This window comes from Culturomica massiliensis (assembly GCF_900091655.1).
Classification (GTDB): Bacteria; Bacteroidota; Bacteroidia; order Bacteroidales; family Marinifilaceae; genus Culturomica; species Culturomica massiliensis.
This window is the reverse complement of record NZ_LT594621.1, coordinates 1,412,085-1,432,980: the sequence shown is the minus strand read 5'-3', so window position 1 is coordinate 1,432,980 and position 20,896 is coordinate 1,412,085. Positions and strand designations below refer to the sequence as shown.

Genomic DNA, 20,896 nt, shown 5'->3' with positions numbered 1-20,896 from the left:
GAATCAAAACAAATTCGATATGGACGAAAAAATGCTTTCATTGGAACAGGAGATCAAGATCAAGGAAAAAGCCCTCAAACTGAAAGAGGAGAAGAAACTCCGCAAGATTTGTCCGATGGTCGTTTTCGGAGACACCGCAAACGGCGAGAAAGAGATTTATGTGGCCTACATGTCCGAACCGAGCTTTCCGCAGTTCAGCAAATTCATGGCCGCTTCCAAAAAGGACGAGGTAATCGCCATGCGCACGTTGGCCCGCGACTGCTTCGTGGACGGAGATAAGGAACTCGTGGACGACGAGTCGCTCTTCCTGTTCGGTCTGATGGGACAGCTTTCCGAGCTGATCACCACCCGCCAGAGTGTCCTGGTAAACTTATAAGCCGGTGGGTAGTGACCGACGAGCAGCGCATCCGCCAGCGGATGATCTATGTCCGCCACTACTTTCCCGGCGTCAACCTCGACACGATTTCCGACGAGGAGTTCGCGATGCTTTCCGAAGAGGCGTTGTGGCTGCACGAGCAGATGCTCATCAGCCGTATGCCCGTTCCGATGTCATTGCCGGAGAGGACTCCTTGACCTGCCGCCGTAAGCTTCCGGTTTGCGGCGGCCTTCGTTTCATAATCTCCGCCCTTGCGGAAAGACTATTCTTTTAACGCAGTACCCATTACCATGGCTCAGGAACAGAACTATCAGGTCAACTACTCCATCAACGTGGATGCCTCTCAGGGCACCAAGCAGGTTATCGCCTTCGGTGAGGCGGTAGGCAAGTTGGTACAGGCGAAAGCGTCCCTGACTCCGGCCGTCACGAACATCAAGAATATGATGGACGAGATAGACCGCGTGTTCCGCACCAAGAACGGCAAGAAACGTAATTTCGATTACCGCCTGACCATCGATACGAAAAAAAGCGAAGAGAAGCTGGAACGTATCAAGGGGTTACTCACGGATATTTCCACGCTTTCCAAAGGCATCAGCCTGACCATCAATGCCGGTCAGGCTTTGGACAGCAAGAAAATCAAGGCCAACGCCAAAAGCCTTTACGAGAAAAAGGCTGCCGAGATGCGCAAAGCGGAGATCGAAAAGAATGCCGCCTCGTCCGTTGGCACGATGGCAGACGCGCAGAAACGCATTACCAAAGCCATCGGGAAAATCAACTCCGCCCTGGTTTCCATGGAACGTGACCGGGAACTGCAAATCAAGACCGGGACGGCGGAAAACAGGTTGCAGCAGATACTTTCCCTATTGGGTCGTATCAAAAGTGCTTCTGTCATTTCTTTCAACATGCAGGGAGGCATACCATCCGAAGGACTCACACCTTCCGTTCCGGTGCCATATGCTCCGCAGGCCTTCGTAATGCCCGAAAAGGCCCGGCAAAAACTGATGGAACGGCTTTATGCAGGACAGCAGCTGCATCGCCAGAAACTGGTCCACGCGGAGGAGCTCTTTACCGCAGACCAGCGCCGTAAGGCGGCTCTGGCAGAAACCGCCGCGGCGGAAAAGCGGCGTGCCGATGAAGCGCGGGCTAAAGAACGGGAGTGCAAGAATGCCGCCCGTGCTGCGGAGAAAATACGCCGGCAGGCAGAACAGGCACGCCGTAAGGCAGAAACGGAACGTATAAAGGCCGAGCAGGCTGCAAGACGGCAGGAACAGCGCAATGCGATGCAGTCCGTCAGGCTCATGCAGCGGGAACATACTGCAGCCGGTACGCTCTACCGCAGTAAACGCCGTGCCGCCATCAACCGTATCCAGTATTCGAAAGCGCCGTCACTCAGGAACCTCCCGTTCGCTTCGATGCTCAATGCCTATATGGGTTACAGCCTGATCCGTTCGGAACTGACGAAGGCCATCGACTATTCCAACATCATGGAATCGGCACATTCCATCCTCCGTGTGGCGGACAGCGACCTCAAGACATTCGAGACCCGTTTTGACAGTATGGCCCGTCATGTCCGTAAAATCGGCATCGACACGAAATACACAGCCGTGGAGATTGCCGGTGCCGTCAAATACCTGTCGATGGCGGGCATGAATATCGAGACAATCAACAAGTCCATCCGCCCGATCACGAACCTGGCACTTATCGGTGACAACGACGTGTCGTATATCGCCGACCTGGCCACGAACATCATGGCCGGTTATGATATCCATAACGACAGCATGGACAGCGTGGCGGACATTATCTCCTCCACCATTTCCCGCTCGAATGTGAATATCGTGGAGATGGCGGAGTCATACAAGATGGCTGCCGGTTACCTGCGTATGGCGGGCGTGGACTTCACGGAAAGCAGTGCCGCCATCGGTCTTTTGGGCAATATGGGTCTGAAGGGAACGCTGGCGGGAACCTCGTTGCGTGCTCTTTCCACACGTTTTGCCAAACCTACCAAGGAGGCACAGGAAGTTCTGGACCGCCTGGGCATCCGGTTCACGGAAATGCGCGACATCGAGGGGGTGCAGGTCGAGAAACTCCGTCCTATAGCGGACATTTTCGAGGAATTGAACAAGAAGGGCGCGTCGATGGCGGATGTCCAGGCAATCTTCGGGAAAATTGGCGGTAACGCGGCGATGATGTTCCTGAAGAACTACGACAAACTACGAGAACTGACTTCATATAACCGGGGGTCCCAGGGCGTTTCCTCAGAACTGGCATTGGTAAAGCAGAATACGACCAAGGGATTGTGGGCGCAGGTGACCTCCCAGCTGACCGAAGGGTTCATGCAGGCATACGAGGTGTTGGAACCCTCTATCCGCACTGTGCTCCGCACTTTTCTGGCAAAGTTCAAGGCTCCGGAATTTACCCGTGGCCTGGTGTCCATCGGGAATGCCTTGTTGGACATCTTCACCGTGATCGGCAATATCGGCGCATGGGTGACCCGCAATTTCCATTGGATAGAACCGCTTGTCTTTACAGGCGTTGTCGCGACCCGGCTGTTCAAGGTGGCGGGAGCCCTGACGAATATCGGCATCGCCATGGGGTTTATCGGCAAACAGTCTGCGGCCACGACATCAATCAGTGCCGTGCAGGGGCTGCTGGGGGCGGGTGGTATCGGTAAGGTTTCGTTTGCCCAGAAGCGGGCCATCGTGTCGGCCATGCAGTCCGCAGGCGTGGCGGGACGGGGAGCGATGAACCGCGCCTTGATGGCCGGGGGCGGTGTCATCGGAGCCAAAGGAGTCCTGCAGTCGCTGTTTGCCACACAGGTGGCTACCGGCAGCGGACTGACCGGTGCTGCCGCCTCGTTGAGTGCCATCAGTACAGGCGCGGTTGCCGCCACGGCAGGTATAGCCGCATTGGTCGGGACTTTGGGATGGGTGGCTTACAAGACCTGGAAGATAAAGGAGGCGAAGGATGCCGTACTGGAAGAGATCGAATCGAACCGCAAGTACCGTTATCCGTCCATAGAGGCACTTTACTCCTCCCTGAGCGAGACCTATAACATGGCTGTCAAGACAAAGCGTGCCGTGGACGAGGTCGTTGCCGGCAAAAGTATCGAAGAGGCTTCGGGACATAAAATCGGAGCCTTCACATCCAACTGGTGGGCCGGGTTCTTGGGGGAATTTGCCATCGCTTCATCTGAGGGGATGGTATCGCGAGACCATGTGTATAACATGGACAAAGCCCGTCAGGATGACATAAGGGATGCGCTTGTCACCCTTGCCAAACGCGACAGCCAGACACGTATCGATGCCGCGTACGCCGAGTTCGGGAAGATGGGTACGGTATTGGAAGTGGACGCTTTCCTCAAGACGGTAAAGGAGCGTTTCGGGCAACAGGAGAAGGATCTCGACAAGTCTTTGTGGCGTATGCAGGATGGCAAGGCCGTCTATGTGAATGATATCGGGGACAGGTCGGAAGCGGTTGCCGCCCGCACATACGACTATGCCCGGTACATGAACACGCAGACCGTTCCGGAGATTGTGCGTGCCGCCACCGCTTATCGGAATGCCATATCGAGTGCCGCCAATGCGCATGAGCTGATGCGTAAGGGAGGGTTCGACTTTGACCAGTTCAGGGCCTGGGGATTCGAGCAGGACGAAAACGGGCTATGGAAACAGCGGGCACTGGGGCAGAACGCCACCGATGCGCAGCGTATAGACAACATCGCGCATCGCAAGCTGGCACATACGACACTCGTGAAGTTCTTTTCATCGCTCCGGCAGACTTTCGGAGGTTCGGCGGAGGCAGCCGAGAACATCCTCCGCGTGGCGGGCTTCACTCCCGACCAGTACGGCAACGAACCGGATTCCAACGATACACGTCCGTTTGCTGCCAACCCGATTACCAACACGCATCTGGATGACGGAGGGGCCGGCGGCAACTATTCCGGCACGGGGCGGTTGTCCTCGGCGGCACCTAAACAGGTCATCGTGAACATAGAGAGCCTGCTCAGTGTCAGGACCATCGACCTGATGAAGTCGAAGGAGGGGCAGACGGAAGAGATACAGAACCTGAAAGAACAACTGGCACAGGCGCTCATCGATGTCGTGCATGACTTCGATGCCTCCTGGAACGCATAAAATGAAAGGATTATGGGAAGACTGATACAAATCGCGGCCTCGACTTTGTTGAGCGGAGGCATACTCAACCACGGTTCGCTTGGCGGATACATCAGCAACGCCACGCGTCTGGCGTTGGGCATGGGGCTTGCCGAATTGCAGGACGGGCAGGTACATTACTTCTCCAGGCACCATGACCTGCTCAAACGGGCAGCCATACAGGTTGCCTCGCAGACGGCTTACGGGTTGCTACGTTCCTATCCCCGATACCTCAAATACTGGGAACAGCAGGTGCGGGACAAATATCTTCAGACACAGTCGCAGTCCAGCCTTGCGAACAAGACCGGACAGTACTACCAGCTCATCAGGGAACAGCAGGCGGTGGCGCAGAAGAAAAACCATATCGATTCCATCGTCGGCCGGACAGTGGCGGATTTTCTGGAACTGTCCATATCAGAGGAGGGGAAGTATTATGACAACAGCGAGTGCAAGGTTTTGCCGAACAGCCGGTATGGACTGGTGACATTCGTGGACCTGGGACCGCAGGTACAGGTCAGCAGCCGGAACAATATCCTGCTGACCCGGGTACAGGGGCGGGACTATACCCGCAAGGAATATATATCCGGGGGTGACCTCGAGATTACCATCAACGGCAAGATCACCTCCAAATACCCGGACGTGTATCCCGAGGCGGAAGTGTCCAAGTTTATCAGGCTGGTACAATACAAGGGTGTCATCGATTGCGACAACACGGTATTGCGCCAGTTCAACATTTCACGGTTGATTATACAGGGCTATACCTTACAGCCTACGGATTGCCGGAACGTGCAGCCGTATTCGCTGAACTGTGTCGCCGTGGAGCCATCGGAAGCCGTGGAACTGAAACTGGCGGAACAGGAAAAGGTGGACACGGCCATCAAGCACACGAACAAGTGGATCAAGTATGTTAAATTCGGTACGGAGGTCATCGACCCCGCCTCGTTGCTTAAACTGACACGTTTATGGGTATAGCTGCAATGGATATCCTCTGCTGTCGCATCACCATCGGGGATGCCGACCCATCCAATCCGATGAGGATACAGAACGGCGTGGAGATTACGGAAGTCCAGTCGCTCGAAATCAACGAGAGTTACAAGAAGCTGATCGGAACGGCCAAAGTGATATTCCCGAAAGGGTCGGTATGCCGCTCCACGATTATCGGGAACGTGACATTGGAGGGCAAGGACGTGTCGAGGATAACGACGGAGGTGATGCAGGACGGTGTCATCATCGAGAAACGCAGCGCGCAGCGTCTGGTTGACGAGACGACATTCAAGGTCGGACAGCGCATCAATATCAAGCTGGGCTACAACGGCGTGCTGAAAAATATGTTCGACGGATACATTACCGGATACAATTCGGACAGCACGCTGGAAATCCAGTGTGAGAATATGGCCTACAAACTCAAACTGAAACAGGCACCTCATTTCGAGACCCCGGCGAAAGGGACGACGGTGAACGAGGTGCTGGAAGGCAAGTATAATATCCTGAAAGATACCGGCTTCAGGATACACTCGGATACGAAGCGGTTTGAGATACATATCGGCAAGGTAAAGGTCACGGACAACTTCACGGTAGCGGATATCCTTTCCGAATGGTCGAAGTACAAGGTCTACTGTTTTTTAAAATACGATGCCGATGATGACGGGGCCATACCGTCCATTGCCGTCGGGCGTCCTTATTCGTCCAGCAAGGCTCAGCCGGTATTCCCGGAGGATGAATCGACAGGACCGTACAGGATATACTTCAACGAGCATGTGGCGCAGAGCAACCTGAAAGTGGTCAAGACCGATCCGAAGTTTTTGGCGGTGACGGGCAAGGCACTCGGGACGGATGAAAAATTCTTTGAGGTGACAGTACGCATGAATCCTGAATACGACCCGGCGACGCCGGGCAGCAAGGAGTTTCAGACGGTCAATGCCACGCAGATTTCAAAAAAGACGCACAAAGTAACGGGCAACACGACGGCATCAGGAGCGAAGACCAGGACCAAGGTGGATTTATCCACATATACCATCGTACCATATATGTCACCTCATGTCGGAATCAATTCCGACCGGCTTGTAGAAGAGACGACGGAATACTTTCGGAATTACAATCTGAACGGAATCACCGGCAATGTGACAGTATTCGGGGATTTCGGACTGTCTCCTGCCGTACAGGTGGAACTGATCGACTACCGTAATCCTTCCAAGAACGGCGTATACCTCGTGGAAGAGGTAACGACTACTTTCGGGGTGGGTGGATACAGGCAACAACTGAGTATTCCGTATAAAATTAGGAAATAAGATTTACCGTTATTCAACAGGAGGAATTTCTATCAATGGTTCTTCGTTTATTACCTTGATAATATTCGGAAGTTCGCTATTGTATTTATCGTCAGTAGAGCAATCAAAACCTTTTCTTCCACTAATGAAATCCGGTGTCGAAGTTTCAAAAGACCCTTTGCGTACAACCGGTATAAATTTAGTGGTTCCCTGATTGTTATATATTTCATGTGATATTATACCCCCTTCATAAGCGGCACCTCCTTTACCGGATTCAGCTTTCTCTTTATACTTTGGAGTCAGAATGCACAGAACTTTAGTTGCCTTACGGATGCTTTCAAGCATAAATTTAGGCAAGTCAGTTCCATGAGGTTGATACTGGTCTATTTGAGCATCAATCCCTCGTCTTCGCAAATCTTTGGCGAAAGTTTGAATCCAATTCATAAAGACATTGTCTTCTACCTCCCACGCATACGAAATCAACACAAACGGCTTGTTTTTATTCACAATTGGTTCTTCCGCCACTTTATTGAGAATTTCAGGCAGAGGCGTATTATCGATTGTAGGAATGTCTACATCTGCCCAAGGATTCAAAGCTTCTTGTATCGCATCTTTTGGAGTATTCATTAGCAGCAGCCTGTTTATTTTGATAGACAAATCTTTGAGGAATTTTTGTACATCATTCTCATCAAGAGCTAAAAATAAAGTCCTATACCATTTAATTCTTGATGTAAATTCTTCCTTTTCCCGCAATTCTGCCATATATTCCCCATATGTATGAGGTAACGACAATGTTGTTAAATATGGCCTGATTGTATTATAAAACAATGGTCCATCTACATACAGCGGCGCATAATCATTTTCTTTGTTCGATCCGATAATATTCCAAAGCTGTTCATATATATCTGATCTACTGGTCTCTTTTTCATAAATTGTCCGCTCAAGGGAAATTTTAGGAATAACACACTCTCCCCCATTTATAACATCGGCACCATTCTCCGTAAGAGCTATAAAATCTCTATCTTTTAAGTAGAGATAGCCATTATCAATGAGGGTATTTACCAGGAAATACAATATACCCAATTGATTACGAGTAAATTGCTTTTCAGCTGCAAATCTAAAATTTCTGAGCATGTTACCTTGCCCGGCTTTAAAGCATCTTGATTTTTGAAAGAAATCAAATATATATGTAATATAGGATTCTAAAATTTCTTGTTTCATAAGTAATATCATTGTCTTTGCAAAAGTACAAAATAATTGGCAACCAATAAACTATGCTCCTCCTATTCTTTCAAAAAACTCATGTCTTCAGACAAATCCAACCAGTTGCTTATCCGTGAGGCTATCCGCAAGATAGCCTTGGGACGGAGTATGGAGCGTATCAATCTGGCTCCCGGAGGCATGTCCGGTATCGGTACGGCCCGCATGATACACGGCTATGTCGCCAAGATACACGACAACCCCTCGGACGAGGAGTTTTCCGACTACGGCGGTACCATTGATGTCGGCGAGTACCCGGACGAGACGGCCTCCGCCGAACCTGTTATCCATAAAGGCGTGTTGCTCTCGGCCGCCACCAACAGCGAAGGCGGCTTCCTGATCGTCCCCGCACTTTTTTCCGACGTGACCATCTTCATGGATGCCGCCACCCGTTATGCCTATGTGGTTAACTTCTCCCATGTGGATATCCTGCGGCTCAATGCCCGCACGGAAACCGTCATCGGCGTGACCGAAATGGAGGAACTGGATCCGGAAAACGACTCTTCCCCGGACTACGACGAACTGGAAACCACCGGTAACGAGACCTCCACCCACTATACGCCGACGGCCGTCACAACAACCGTTAGGAATGACAAGGACAAGGAAGCGACAACCGTTATCGATGCGGAAAGCATCACGCATACGGTGGACAAGTCTGAAGTCAGACAGACAGCAGATAAAGTGGTACAAAAGGTCAATTCCACGACCGTTGCCGTTGCCGACAACAAGGTGACGCTCGGTGACGAGAATGCCACCGAGCCGCTGGTTCTGGGTAATGAGCTTGCCCGGCTGATGCTCGACTTCCTGACGGAATGTTCGAAAATCATGACTCCCACACTGATGGGCACGATGTCGCCGATCAATATGCCGAACTTCATCTCGCTGACATCACGTATCCAGAAATTTCTTTCCAAGACCAGCTATACCAAATGAGCGTACAACTGCATCCCGATATAGAAACCCTCGACAAGGAGAGCCTGTGCTATTCCATCTATGCACAGCTGTACCATAACTTTTTCAATGCCCAGCAGAAAAAGGACGACGAGCATCCTTACGGCATCGAGGAAGGCGACGAGACCAGCCTGAGACTGAAGAATACCGCTTACGGTTTTGCATCCGCCATTGCCGGAGCCGTTACGGGAGAAGGCGGTTCCGGAAGCGGTGGCTTGCTGTTGGATTACCTGAAGAAATCGGGCGGTGACATGACCGGCAAGCTCAGTGCCAATTACGGTTTCGAAGCCGGCATTGGAAACACCCGTATCCTGGAAACCTATTCGCAGGACATTACCGATCCGGAAGGTGTGGTAACTGCCATCGAGTACGGTATCAGGATTACCGGCAACCTGAAAGTCGGGGGCGACAGCCTGCATATCGGCGGCAGGCAGTTGCTCCGTTACGACGCGGACAAGGCCACCGCTACAATCAACGCTTCCCATATAGACTTTCTGGATGCGACGGTACATTCCAAAGGGGCATGGATTATCGGGGACGAGGATACAGGAATATCCATCTCCCCGACACGGCTGGCCGTGGGCGGGCAGGATGTCTATCATCGTGGCAACGCCAATACGGACACGGTGGATTGGACGATGCGGGACGGCATGGTGAGACGGAATCTGACGGTGCGAGGGAGTACGGTCATGGATGGCGGACTGAAAGCCTTGCAAGGCGTGGAACTGGGCGACAAAGGGAAATGTCTGCTTTCGTTTTCGGAAGAGGATGTCGCGCTCGGCGGGTTCCTCTCGTTCCTGGACGGATTCGGCATCCGGATCGGAGATGTTCCCGTACTGCTCTGTACCGACAAGGACAAGATACAGTTCGGGAGTATCGGCGGTGACCTTCTTTTAGGCGGCGACCATACCCCGAAGATACGCCTGTTCTCCGGCATATCGGACGTGGACGGCGAGTGTCTGATGCTTTCCCCTTACGGAAAGGCTTGTTTTCCGGGCTCGCTGACTGTCCGCCACAACTACGGCGCCGACCTGCTCTCCTCATACCGGGTAGACACTTCCGATGAAGGTATCGTTATCCACAAGCGCTTGCGGATGGGCACAGCAGAGGGATTTATGTTCACAGGCGACAGGGAGCGCGTATCGCTTTCTTCCGAGGTAATCTACGAGGAAGAGGACGTAAGGACGGCTATCCCTCACAGCACGGATTTTTCACACCGTCCGTCCGTGAGCTGTTATGCCCCGCAGAACCGTCACAGCGAATCGTTCCATATCCGCACCGATGCCGATTTCGTTACGGTCGCTGTTCCGTTGGAAGCAGCCGGGCATATCGGAATCCATGCGTCGCCCACCCGGATTACTGACAGAATCCTATACTTGACAGAGGCGTTACGCCTGCAAGCGGTGGAGGACGGTATCCGGCATTACGGAAACAGCGTCTTTACCGGGTCGCTCTCTTCGGAGTTCTTTTCCCCGGGCCTTTCCGGAAGCGGATGGGCTGTCCGCCGGAACCGGACGACAGGAGGCGTCTCCGCCACATTCGACGAGGTGGTGGCCCGCCGTAAGTTCCGCGCCTATGAGTTCGAGGTCGAAAAGACTTCGGTAACCAACGGTTCCTTCTGGATCAGCGACAGCTGTTCGGGAGACACCGTGGAAAAACTGTCATAATCCATGTCCGTATTCCGTTATCCGACATACAAGATCCGTATTGCCCCCGACTCGCAGAAGACACAGGGACTGCAAGCCGGGGATATCATCCGCAGGCAATATGCCGAACGGGAGCGTACCGTCTATTCGCTGATGTGCGTGACAGAAACCGGAACGGAGCTTGTCGGAGACAAGGACGCCCCTTATTTCATCGGGGCATTGCTGGACGGGGACGAACCGCAGGGCGGTGAACTGCTGGACTTCGTGCGGATTACCAACCTGTTCGATACGGCACGTAGCGGCGCCTTGTACCTGACGGCTTCTGACAGCGATTCACCCTATATGGATGTCATCGACGGCATGGCGACCGAACGCTCCCTGTGCTATCCCGTCATGGACGGAGGCATGGCGGGAGTGCCGGACAAGTCCAGGTACGCCGTTTATGGCAGCATGCTGCAAACGGAATATCTGGATGCCGATTCGGAAGCGACACGCATTGTCCGCATTATCCGCAACGCGGAACCGGCAGGAAACGCTTCCTTCGGGCTGATGCTGACATTGGAAGAACCGGTCGGATACCCGGAGCGCCTGCTGGTATCGTTCAAGGTCAGGTCTTCCAAAACATCAGGTTCCGTACCGATCCGATTCGGCTATACGAACCGTGAAAAGACGGATGCGGAAGATGAAATCTCCATCGGCCGGGAATGGAAGTACAAGTTATGGGTCATCACCGTGGATTACCCGGCACAGTACAGCCGGAGCCTGTTTCTTGACCTGACATCAAGCCTGGCCTCCGAGGGGGACTGGTGCGAGGTCGCCGACCTGAACATTGTTCGTCTTGCCTCCGTATCCGCTTTCAGCGAGGCGAGCAAGGCCCGTGTGGGAAAGGTCAGCGGCATCATCGATCCGGTCTTCGGCATGTTGGATGGTTACGGGGCCTATTTCCAGAATCTCTATGCCACACGCAATGTCAATATAGCCGGCACGCTTACCGCGGGAGACGAGAACGGTTTTTCAAGCACGTTTTATGTGGGCAAAATCCACAAGAATGTCATACCCGACAGCCTGTCCTGCCGGTTCAGCCATTCGGAAGAGCTGGATGAAACATCTCCCGCCGGACTCGGGCGGTGTGTACGGATAGCCGGAGACAGTCTTCTTGGTGCGCAAAGTGCCGCCTGGCGGGAGGCTCATACAGGAGTCTGTTATTGTTTCTCAGTCTGGATAAAAGCGGAAGATACGGCAGCCATCCGGTTCTATCAGGATGAACATCTTGTCGGTGATCGGACGGTGGCTGCCGGTAAAGGATGGGTCCGTTATAATGTCCCGTTCCTCATACGCGGGTCAGATTCCCCCGTCATGTGTCTCGGCATTGCCGCTTCCGTCCCCCTGTCGTTGTCCGCCCCTCAATTGGAGGCCGGAAGGAACGTGACCCCCTATCAGGCGACCGATGAAGCCTTGTCCTACACGGACGATTACGGTGCCTGGTTCAATAAGGGAGGTATCGGGGGTACCATACAGAATCCCCTGTTGCGGCTGAACGAAGACGGCTCGATCGTTTCACGGGACGGTTCTTTCGTCATCCATCCGGACGGGACGGGCCATTTCGCCTCGGGACGGTTCAAGTGGGGCAAGGATACCATCGAACTGCGCGATGTGACCATCCGCTGGGAAGACCTCGATGAGGAGGCGCAGGAACTGCTCAAGCCCCGTTCCGTCTCCCTGACAGGCGGCACGGCGTTCCATTTCAAGGACGAGCTTTCAGGCGCATGCGAGCCGGAGAATATCCCGCTTGTGGCGACCGAATACAATTTCGAGCCGGAAAGTCGGCAGTGGGAATACCTTGCCGTTGACGGCATATGGAAAGATGCCGGATGCAATGCCGCCGTATTTGAAATGACACCCCCGTTTCATGGCTGGGAAGGGCGCGACGTGCTGACCCTCCGCTACACGGCAACATACCGTAATGAAAAAATCAGTGCGACCCATACCTTTTTCAAACTTTACGACGGATCTCCCTCCTATACTGTTTATGTGGAGTCTGAAAACGGCACGACATTCCGCAACGGAATCGTCTCGACGGTACTCCGTGCCAGGGTGTACAGGGGCGGTGAAGAGATTACATCGCTCATTCCCGACGGCAATTTCCGCTGGATACGGACGAGCCGCGATACGGAGAGTGACAGGATATGGAACGCCGCACCGCGTTACGGCAGGGAGATAGAGATAACCGGCGGGGACGTGTGGCGCAAGGCCGTTTTCGATTGCGAAGTGGAAATAACAAATAACCGATAATCTATTATGGCAGTAAAAGTAGCCCGCGGGCAGGTCACCATCATCGACCAGAACGACGCGGTATCGTTGCAGGCATTCATCGGCTCCTCGCAGCCCCTGACACAGGTGTACAACAGAGACAACAATGCCTATGCCCCTTCGTGGGCGGCTTCTCCCTATCTGGTACTTACCCCTTCGCTCTTCGTCAGCGGTCAGGCGGCGACCGACCAGATCACCTCGGTAGGCAATGCCGCGACGCTTACGGCAGGCGTGAAGAGCGGCTCGGCCAAGTGGTACAAGAACGGTACGGCGATCGTCTCCGGACAGGACAGCTGCACCATCGGCGCGGCATCGGCCAAGTATGCCCTTACCGTCAAAGCCAACCACATGACCGTTTCCGCTCCGCAAGTGCGTTATACTTTCGAGGCGGTTTACATCGACGCCAACGGGCTGGAGATTCCGTTCCGGGCGGAGATTCAGTTCACGCAGCACCTGAACGCCGGAGCGATGATCGCCGCCGTGGCGTATGCACCCGACGGCATCGTATTCAAGAACGACGAGGTGGCGACGCTCAGGGCGCATTGCGACCTGTGGCGCGGAGCCTCTATCGACACGACGAACGTCACCTACGCGTGGGGCATCAAGGATTCGGCGGTATTCGCGGGCACGACACTGACAGCTGCCGCGGCAGCCGGAGCCACGACCATAACGGTCGCTTCGGTAATGAACATGGAGGCGGGAGGCAGGATAACCATAGGATCGGCACAGTACACCATTTCGGCAGTCAACGCCTCCACGAAGGTCGTGACGCTGACCTCCGCACTGAGTGCCGCAGCCGCATCGGGAGCCGCCGTTTCGTGTCCCTACTACAACTCCATGCTGGGTGCCGGCTGGGCATGCCTTACCTCGACCAATCCTCGGGGCGTGACGGCAGGCTGGACGACAAACGAAATCACGATTACGGCAGATGCCGTTCTCAACTTCGAGACCTTCAAGTGCGCCATCAAGGATACGGACACCTCGGCGGGCAACGCCTCGGCGAACAAGGTCGTCTGCGACATCATCTCCTTCACGGATATGTCCGACCCCATCACGGTTGATCTGGTCAGCCAGAAGGGGTTCACCATCAAGAACAACGGCAATGACGTGGATGCCAAAGCCGTGTTATACAGGGGCGGTGAGGAAATCGACACGGGCGGGACAGCTTATACCTATACATGGAAACTGTGGAACTCTGCCGGGACTTCCGTCGTGAAGACCTACACGGGAAAATCCATCACGGTCTCGAAAGCCGATGTGACGGGGAAAGGCGTGCTGATGTGCGAGGTATCGAAATAAACGACATGTCTTACAACGAATACGAGGGTGCCAAATACTTTTTGGGACACCCTCATTGCGTCTGACGTGTTTCCCGACAGGAAAGTCAGTCTCTTGGCATGGATTTCACGATCCCGCTCACGGGGTCGAATTGTACGGCGGCATTGTTGAACAGCCGCTCGATATGCCCGCTGCGGATCATTTCGGAGGTCGGCAGACAGTGAAGGACGGGCGTATCGATAAGGGCTATTCTGTCACTCAGCGAGAGGGCTATATCCAGTTCGTGAGTGGAGAACAGAATGCATTTGCCCTCAGCATGCGCTAACCGTGCGAGCAGGGAACACAATTCGTAACGGTTGGGCATGTCAAGAAACGAGGTCGGCTCGTCCAACAGGATGACGGGCGTTTCCTGAGCCAGAGCACGGGCTATCATAATGCGCTGGCATTCACCGTCCGACATCTTATCCATCGTGCGGCCGGCATACGCCTCCATTCCGACCGAAGAGAGCGACCGCATGACGATTTCCCTATCTTGAGGCTGCATGCGGCCGATCCAGTTGGTGTAAGGGGCGCGGCCGATAGCCACGACATCCTCGCACCGCAGGTTGGCGATGCGTGTGCGCTCGGTCGTGACAAATGCCAGTTGCCTTGCCTTCTCCGGAGTTCTCATGTTTGCGATACAATGTCCGTCGAGCAGGATTTTACCGCAATAATTATGATTCAGTCCGGCTATGGCACGGAGAAGTGTAGATTTCCCCGTGCCGTTCCTGCCAATAAGGGCAGTCAGCTGTCCTCTTTTGAAAGAGGCATCGACCTTATCGAGAAGCCTCTTCTCTGCGTAGCCTATGGAAAAATCGCACAGTTCTATCATACCGTCATCGATTTATTGCGTAAAACCACCCATACGACTATCGGGATTCCCAGCAGTGCGGTAATGGCATTTACGGGCAAAGTGAACATTTTGGAAACGATATCGCAAAGAAGCAATACCGCCGCCCCCGAGAGAAGGGTTCCCGGCAGGAGCACGCGGTGGTCGGCCTCGCGGAAGAGCATCCGCGCGACGTGAGGCATGGCAAGACCGATGAAGCCGATCGGGCCGCAGAAAGCCGTTACCGTGCCGGCCAGCAGCGTCGTCGAGAGAAACAGCAGACCGCGCGAACGGCGGATATTCAGTCCCATCGTTACGGCATATTCCTCGCCGAAGAGCAGGAGGTTGAGCGGTTTGATCGTCCATACGGCCAGCAGCAACCCGACGATGACCGACGGAAGGAGGATGGCGAGCTGCGGCACCGTCACGTCGCCGAGCGACCCCATCGTCCAGATGACGAACGCCTTTAACGCCTCCTCTTTGCTCAGATATTGCAATATCTGCACGACAGCGCTCACGCCTGACGAGAACATCATACCCAAAATCAATATCACCATAATGTCCTTTATGCGGTGTCCGACGGCAGCGATTACGAGCAGCACGACGGCCGCACCCAGCCAAGCCGCTCCGGCGATGCCTATCGACGAGCCGACGCCTGCCAGCACCACGAGCGCCACGCCGAGGCTTGCACCCGAGCTGATGCCCAGCACGTAGGGGCCGGCCAGCGGATTGCGGAACAATGTCTGCATCTGCAAGCCGCTGACCGATAGCGCCGCCCCGGCCAGCAGAGCCACAACCGCCTTTATCAGCCGTATGTTCAGTACGATTTTCGCCGTAGTCCGCGGGCAGTCGCCGCCCGTCAGGGCCGCCCATACGTCGCCGACGGGAATGCGAACCGCGCCCACAGCCAAATCCAACAGGAAGAGGCCGACCGTAAGCACGGACAACGCGGTGAACAGGATGACGGGGCGTGAACGCATCTATTTCAGTTGTTTGTAGTATACGAAATCTTCTTCGACCAACTCGGGGTGGAATATCTTCACGAGGTCGCGCAGAAGAAGGTCGGGATTCACGACGGCCGATTCGTAGTAGTCGTTGCCTCCGGCGGCATTGGTGCGGGCGTTGTTGTTATAGACATAGCCGTTTCGGACGCAGCGGGTATCGGCGAACTTCGGGCAGGCGGCTTTCAGTTCGTCGAGTGTGTTCGCCATGCCGACGTTCAGCCACATATCGGCCTCCGAAGCGAGCAGGTATGCCTCCTCCAAGTCGATAGGCGTCGAAGAGTTGCCCGTGTTCTTCTTGTAGATGTAGTCGCCTCCGGCGTCGGTAATCAGCCGCACGGCATAGTTTTCCGTCGAGGGCATGAACCACGAATCGCCGTAGGGCGTATTGAGCATGACCGACGGGGCATCGAGAACGGCACCGGACACTTTCTGTTTCAGCGCATTGTATCGGATCGGAATATCCGCGAATACCTTTTCGCCCTTCGCGCGTTTCCCGACGACCTCCGAAAGCGCCACCAGCCATTCGGCTTTGCCCAGCGGAGATTCTTCGAGATAATCGCCGACATACATGAACGGGATGCCGAGCTCCTTGAGTTTGCTCTCCATCGCACTGGCCCCGTTCACGCCGAAAAGCAGCACAAGGTCAGGGTCGAGCGACAACAGAAGTTCATAATTGATATTTCCCTCGTAACCCACGTCGCCGATGCTGTCGCGGCGTGCCTGAATGTCGGGATTGGAGATATAGTCGAGTCCCGAAACGCCGACCACACGTGCCGTCTCGCCGATGGCGTCGAGCATGGCGATATGGGTCGAGGACATCGCCACGATGCGCTGCGCATCCCCTTCGAGGACCTGCCCGTCGAAACCCTCGGGAACGGGTTCCCCGTTACGGGAGATGAACAACCGGGTGGTGACGCTATCCGCGCCCTGCCACGGATTCATGACGGAAACCAGCACGCTCTGTCTGCCGTCTGCTCTTTCAATCTTGAATCCCGAGGCATATTCGGGAGCGTAAAGCTGTTTGTTGAAATCGGCAAGTTGGGAACTCTTGCCACGACAGCCTGCAAATGCCAGCGCAAGCAGCACCATCAGGCTCAAATTCTTTAATACTTTCATATCATTACCTTATTTACGTTTACATTATTTTCTGCTTTTCCCGAATTTCGGGGTGATGCCGATGAAGAACTCGAAGTTGATGCCGGGCATAGGACGCGACAGCACCGAGAGATAGTCCTCGTTGAACAGGTTATTGACGGCAAGTTTCAACTGTACATCCAGCGGTTTGAACGACAGCATTTTCTCCAGTGAGATATTGCTCATGAAATACCGGGGCAGGTGGCCTGTCAGCGTGTAATCGTTGCTCGACATGGTGAAACGTTCCGAGTAGTAAGCCCACTTGTAGAGGAACGCCCACGTCCGCCATGACAGCCGTCCTGTCAGCGAGGCGGAGTGCTCCGGCACGTAAGGCAGTTGTTTTCCCACCGACTGGTCGGCGGGCGACATCTTTTCGCCCTCGTTGATGGAGGGGGTCCACGAATAGGAACCGTTCAGGTCTATCAGCCAGTCCTTTGCCGGCTGCACGGCAAGGTTGGCCTTCACTTCGACACCGTAGGCATGGACTTTCTTCACGTTGCGCGGCGAGAAGAACCCCTTGGTCGTCGGCAGCCAGATGATCCAGTCGTCGATGTAGGAGTCGAACCAGCTTGCGCTGCCGCCCAGTTTATATACCCCCTTTTTGCCGACATCGAAACTCACTCCGGCGTCATAGCTGAAGCCGTGTTCGTTTTTAAGGTCGGGGTTGCCGCCCGGCAGAAAGTAGAGGTCGTTCAAAGTCGGAAAACGATAGTTGCGCGATACGGAGGCTTTCACCATCACGTTCCCTTTGCGCGAAATCAGTCCGTCGATGAAGAATGCCGGGATGAGCGGAGCCCATTTGTCGCCCGACATCTCCTCGCGCAAGACCAGCGACAAGCCCAACGGCTCGACAGGCTGCCATTTGGCCGATACAGAACCGGAGAGCTCGACACGCCCCTTGTCATATCCGACGACGGCTTTGTTGCCATCCTGAAGGATGATGTTCTTGTCTTCGCTGCGCACGAGATGCTGGTACACGGATACGTTCGAGGTGAAGAACCATTTCCTGCCGGGCGAGTATTCCGCTTCCGCCTGTCCGTAGAACGTGTTTATCTTGCTCCGCGAACGGGTCATGGAGGCCCAGTTGTCCGGCGCCACCTCACGACGGTAGTCGTAGGCCATCCACGTATGGATATAACCGCCTTTCACGCCGACTTTCCATTTCTCTTTGATATGGTCCCATGACAGGACACCACGAAACGTCTGCTCCCGCTGGCGGTTCTCGAAGGCGGTCTCATCGCCGTAATCGGTCGTGAGCATCGGCAGTTCCCGGTTGGAGTTGATATACCATGCGTTCAACCCGAAACGGTCGCCTTTCAGGGTGTTGTAATATACCTCCTGCAACAGGTGCAGGTCCTTGAACGAACCCGATCGGTTGCGTTCCTTGGGATGATACTGTCCGATGATGTTCTTCTCCTCGTCGTAGATATTTATCTTCTTGTCGTGGTTGGTGTACTTGTAATCGTTGGGCGACGACGAATAGACCGCGCGGGTCGAGACCTGCCATCGGTCGCTGCCGTAGGTGAAGCGGGCGAACTCGTCGAACGTGCGGAACGACCCGATGCCCTGCACGTATTGGGCATGGAAGCCCTCGCCGACCTGCGGCGTAGTACCGAGTTTGACAAGTCCGCCGAGTCCGCCGCCCGTTTCATTCACCGACGACGTGCCATGAAGCAGCGAGGCCTGATCTATGAAGTAGGACGGTATGGTGGAAAAGTCGGTCATACCCAGCATGGGATTGTTGATGCGCATGCCGTTCCACGTCACCTGCGTGTGGCTGGGCGACGTGCCGCGGAAAGCAACGGTGGAGAGCGTGGCGCGTCCGTAACTCTTGACGAACACGGACGAATTGAACGTCAGAATGTCGGCCATCGATAAGGCAATGTTCTCTTTCAGTGCGAGCGAGTCGAACTTCGTCTTCTGCACGCCGATTTCTTTCATCGGGCGTTTGCCCCACACCGTGACCTCGTCTATCTGGTGGATGCGTCGTGTGATTCCCTGCGCGGACAATACGGACGGACAGACGAGCAGTAGCGAGAAAAGTATGTATTTCGTATAAATCATTTGATTCCGTTTTTAGGGTGGGTATTCGCGGAAAAATGTACCGTGGAGGATGCCGGCACGGACGTTTGATGCGGGTCGAACCCATTCTCTTCAAGCAGTTGTCCGTATTCTTCCTCGAACGAGATCTCCTGATGGATTGTATGCTGCTCCTCGATGTGCCGTCTGAGCCGGTGAAGGTCGCTGAACGACACGCTGAACGAGTCGAATCCGGCAGCCCAACCGGAGAAGTCGGCATATTCCGGGGTTTTCTGGTATACCGTTCCCGTGGCGCCTTTCACCTTGTTCACGATCTTGCTGAAATCCCCGGAATTCGGAATCTCGACAAGTACATGCACGTGGTTGAGAAAGGCATTGGCGGCATGTACGCGGCAACCTTTCCCTGTAAAAATCCGTGTCATCCGCTCGAGCATCAATCCTTTTCCCGTTGTCGGAATCGTCATCTTGCGTCCTTTGGTAACGAAGATGAGATGGTATAGGTGTCGTATCCTGCCCATCACTTCCAACAAAATGCGCCGGGGATTATCCCGACATAGAATTCATCGATCAGTTCACCTTCGGACGAGTAGCGGTAGACAATGCCCTGCTGCTGGTAGTCGATGGCATCGGCCACGTAGACATCGCCACGCACGGGGTCGACGGTCAGGCCGTAATAAATCGTACCGCTGTATTCGAGGAACGGGCGCACGGGAACACGTTCCGCATCCACGTCCATCGACCATATGTCCTTGTTGATCCAGTAGAGCTTGTCGCCCGTACCGTTGAGCTGCACCTCCGAAGGCCAGTCGCCCATCTTGAACTTGAACTGCTTCTCTACGGTGAACGTCTCGGCATCGATGCGGTAGAGAGACGGGGCTTCGTAGCCGTAGGGCGAACCCTCGTACCCACCGTCGGTGATCGTCCACATCTTGTGGTTCTTGTCCATTACCAGCGAGGTGGGCTGGATGCCGACTTTCAGTTCTTCTACCACCTGATCCGTTTCGGTATCGATCTTGATGATGCGGTTTTGGTACGACCAGCAGTTGCAATAGACATATTTGCCATACTGCACCATCTGCTCCGTGGAGCCGCTTTCCATCGTCATGTCCGGCACCTGGATGTAACCGGTGATTTCATATTTCTTGGGGTTGATGATGAAGATGCGGTTGTCCCACAATTGGGTGACATAGGCTTTCTCGTCGCTGAGGAAATGGATATAGCGCGGCGAAGTCAGGTTCGTGATACGGCCCACCTCTTTGAACGTATTGAGGTCGATGGCGAAAATCACGTGGGAATTGTTCACCACGACCCAGCCCTTATTGTCGTGGATGCACATCGATTGCGCCACGTCGCCCAGCTTCATGCCGTTGGCACGGAAGAACACTTCATTCTGCACCTGTTGGGTTTCGGGGTCGTAGTACGACAACGTGGCATTGCCGTACTGGAAGTTGCCCTCGTTGGTGATGAACAACCCGGCTCCGGTAGCGTTGAAATCTTCCACCGCATCTCCGTAGTCCCACTCCATGCAGCCCGCCAGCAACAGCGGCAACCCGCATAGAAGAATGATATGTCGTATCAGATGTTTCATTGGCTTGTTATAAACGGGAAAGA

General features: G+C 54.4%; 17 protein-coding genes. 9 read left to right on the top strand and 8 right to left on the bottom strand.

Translation table 11 applies throughout. From position 1 onward, the window contains the following. Positions 1–19 precede the first annotated feature (19 nt). The 5 genes from BN8908_RS07230 (at position 20) to BN8908_RS07210 (ending at position 6,815) form a co-directional block, all read left to right on the top strand. Complete coding sequence (locus BN8908_RS07230) at positions 20–376, top strand: hypothetical protein (RefSeq protein ID WP_008860783.1); 357 nt, start codon at positions 20–22, stop codon at positions 374–376. Between the two features lie 11 nt (positions 377–387). Further along, positions 388–573 carry a hypothetical protein gene (locus BN8908_RS07225; protein WP_004293597.1) on the top strand — a complete coding sequence of 62 codons (186 nt, stop codon included), beginning with the start codon at positions 388–390 and terminating at the stop codon, positions 571–573. Between the two features lie 93 nt (positions 574–666). Beyond that, a complete protein-coding gene (locus tag BN8908_RS07220) occupies positions 667–4,509 on the top strand; it encodes a phage tail tape measure protein (protein ID WP_004293596.1) in 3,843 nt (1,280 codons plus the stop codon). A gap of 12 nt (positions 4,510–4,521) precedes the next feature. Next, a complete protein-coding gene (locus tag BN8908_RS07215) occupies positions 4,522–5,499 on the top strand; it encodes a DUF6046 domain-containing protein (protein ID WP_004293595.1) in 978 nt (325 codons plus the stop codon). Beyond that, positions 5,490–6,815: a hypothetical protein gene (locus BN8908_RS07210; protein WP_004293594.1), complete on the top strand. Its 1,326-nt coding sequence runs from the start codon at positions 5,490–5,492 to the stop codon at positions 6,813–6,815. The genes BN8908_RS07215 and BN8908_RS07210 overlap by 10 nt, the downstream gene beginning before the upstream one ends. A 9-nt stretch (positions 6,816–6,824) precedes the next feature. Here BN8908_RS07210 and BN8908_RS07205 read toward each other — a convergent pair whose 3' ends face one another. After that, entirely contained in the window at positions 6,825–8,015 is a 1,191-nt protein-coding gene (locus BN8908_RS07205) for a toll/interleukin-1 receptor domain-containing protein (RefSeq protein ID WP_224200102.1), read from the bottom strand. An 81-nt stretch (positions 8,016–8,096) separates the two neighbouring features. Here BN8908_RS07205 and BN8908_RS07200 point away from each other — a divergent pair, with 81 nt between their 5' ends. Further along, the gene (locus BN8908_RS07200) at positions 8,097–8,987 is read left to right on the top strand and encodes a hypothetical protein (RefSeq protein ID WP_004293592.1); all 891 of its coding nucleotides are present in this window, start codon (positions 8,097–8,099) and stop codon (positions 8,985–8,987) included. Beyond that, positions 8,984–10,672: a hypothetical protein gene (locus tag BN8908_RS07195; RefSeq protein ID WP_004293591.1), complete on the top strand. Its 1,689-nt coding sequence runs from the start codon at positions 8,984–8,986 to the stop codon at positions 10,670–10,672. The genes BN8908_RS07200 and BN8908_RS07195 overlap by 4 nt, the downstream gene beginning before the upstream one ends. 419 nt (positions 10,673–11,091) lie before the next feature. Here BN8908_RS07195 and BN8908_RS18935 read toward each other — a convergent pair whose 3' ends face one another. Next, entirely contained in the window at positions 11,092–11,271 is a 180-nt protein-coding gene (locus BN8908_RS18935) for a hypothetical protein (protein WP_235837414.1), read from the bottom strand. 259 nt (positions 11,272–11,530) lie between these two features. On the opposite strand from BN8908_RS18935, the gene BN8908_RS18930 reads away from it, so the two are divergent. Together BN8908_RS18930 and BN8908_RS07185 are read left to right on the top strand one after the other, a co-directional pair. Next, positions 11,531–12,943 carry a hypothetical protein gene (locus tag BN8908_RS18930; RefSeq protein ID WP_229119251.1) on the top strand — a complete coding sequence of 471 codons (1,413 nt, stop codon included), beginning with the start codon at positions 11,531–11,533 and terminating at the stop codon, positions 12,941–12,943. A gap of 6 nt (positions 12,944–12,949) precedes the next feature. Further along, complete coding sequence (locus tag BN8908_RS07185) at positions 12,950–14,260, top strand: hypothetical protein (protein ID WP_004293589.1); 1,311 nt, start codon at positions 12,950–12,952, stop codon at positions 14,258–14,260. Positions 14,261–14,345: 85 nt separating this feature from the next. On the opposite strand, the gene BN8908_RS07180 is transcribed toward BN8908_RS07185, so the two are convergent. From BN8908_RS07180 to BN8908_RS07155, 6 genes are read right to left on the bottom strand one after another with little or no spacing between them, the layout of a single operon-like run. Then, positions 14,346–15,110, bottom strand: a complete 765-nt coding sequence (locus tag BN8908_RS07180) for an ABC transporter ATP-binding protein (protein ID WP_004293588.1) — start codon at positions 15,108–15,110, stop codon at positions 14,346–14,348. Then, positions 15,107–16,087: a FecCD family ABC transporter permease gene (locus BN8908_RS07175; RefSeq protein WP_004293587.1), complete on the bottom strand. Its 981-nt coding sequence runs from the start codon at positions 16,085–16,087 to the stop codon at positions 15,107–15,109. Before BN8908_RS07175 ends, BN8908_RS07180 begins: the two co-directional genes overlap by 4 nt. Then, positions 16,088–17,227: an ABC transporter substrate-binding protein gene (locus BN8908_RS07170; protein WP_004293586.1), complete on the bottom strand. Its 1,140-nt coding sequence runs from the start codon at positions 17,225–17,227 to the stop codon at positions 16,088–16,090. 24 nt (positions 17,228–17,251) lie between these two features. Then, positions 17,252–19,309, bottom strand: a complete 2,058-nt coding sequence (locus BN8908_RS07165; RefSeq protein WP_004293585.1) for a TonB-dependent receptor — start codon at positions 19,307–19,309, stop codon at positions 17,252–17,254. Further along, on the bottom strand, positions 19,306–19,803 hold the full coding sequence (locus BN8908_RS07160; RefSeq protein ID WP_004303978.1) for a transposase: 498 nt from the start codon (positions 19,801–19,803) through the stop codon (positions 19,306–19,308). Before BN8908_RS07160 ends, BN8908_RS07165 begins: the two co-directional genes overlap by 4 nt. Beyond that, the gene (locus tag BN8908_RS07155) at positions 19,803–20,873 is read right to left on the bottom strand and encodes a glutaminyl-peptide cyclotransferase (protein WP_004293583.1); all 1,071 of its coding nucleotides are present in this window, start codon (positions 20,871–20,873) and stop codon (positions 19,803–19,805) included. Before BN8908_RS07155 ends, BN8908_RS07160 begins: the two co-directional genes overlap by 1 nt. Between the last annotated feature and the right edge of the window lie 23 nt (positions 20,874–20,896).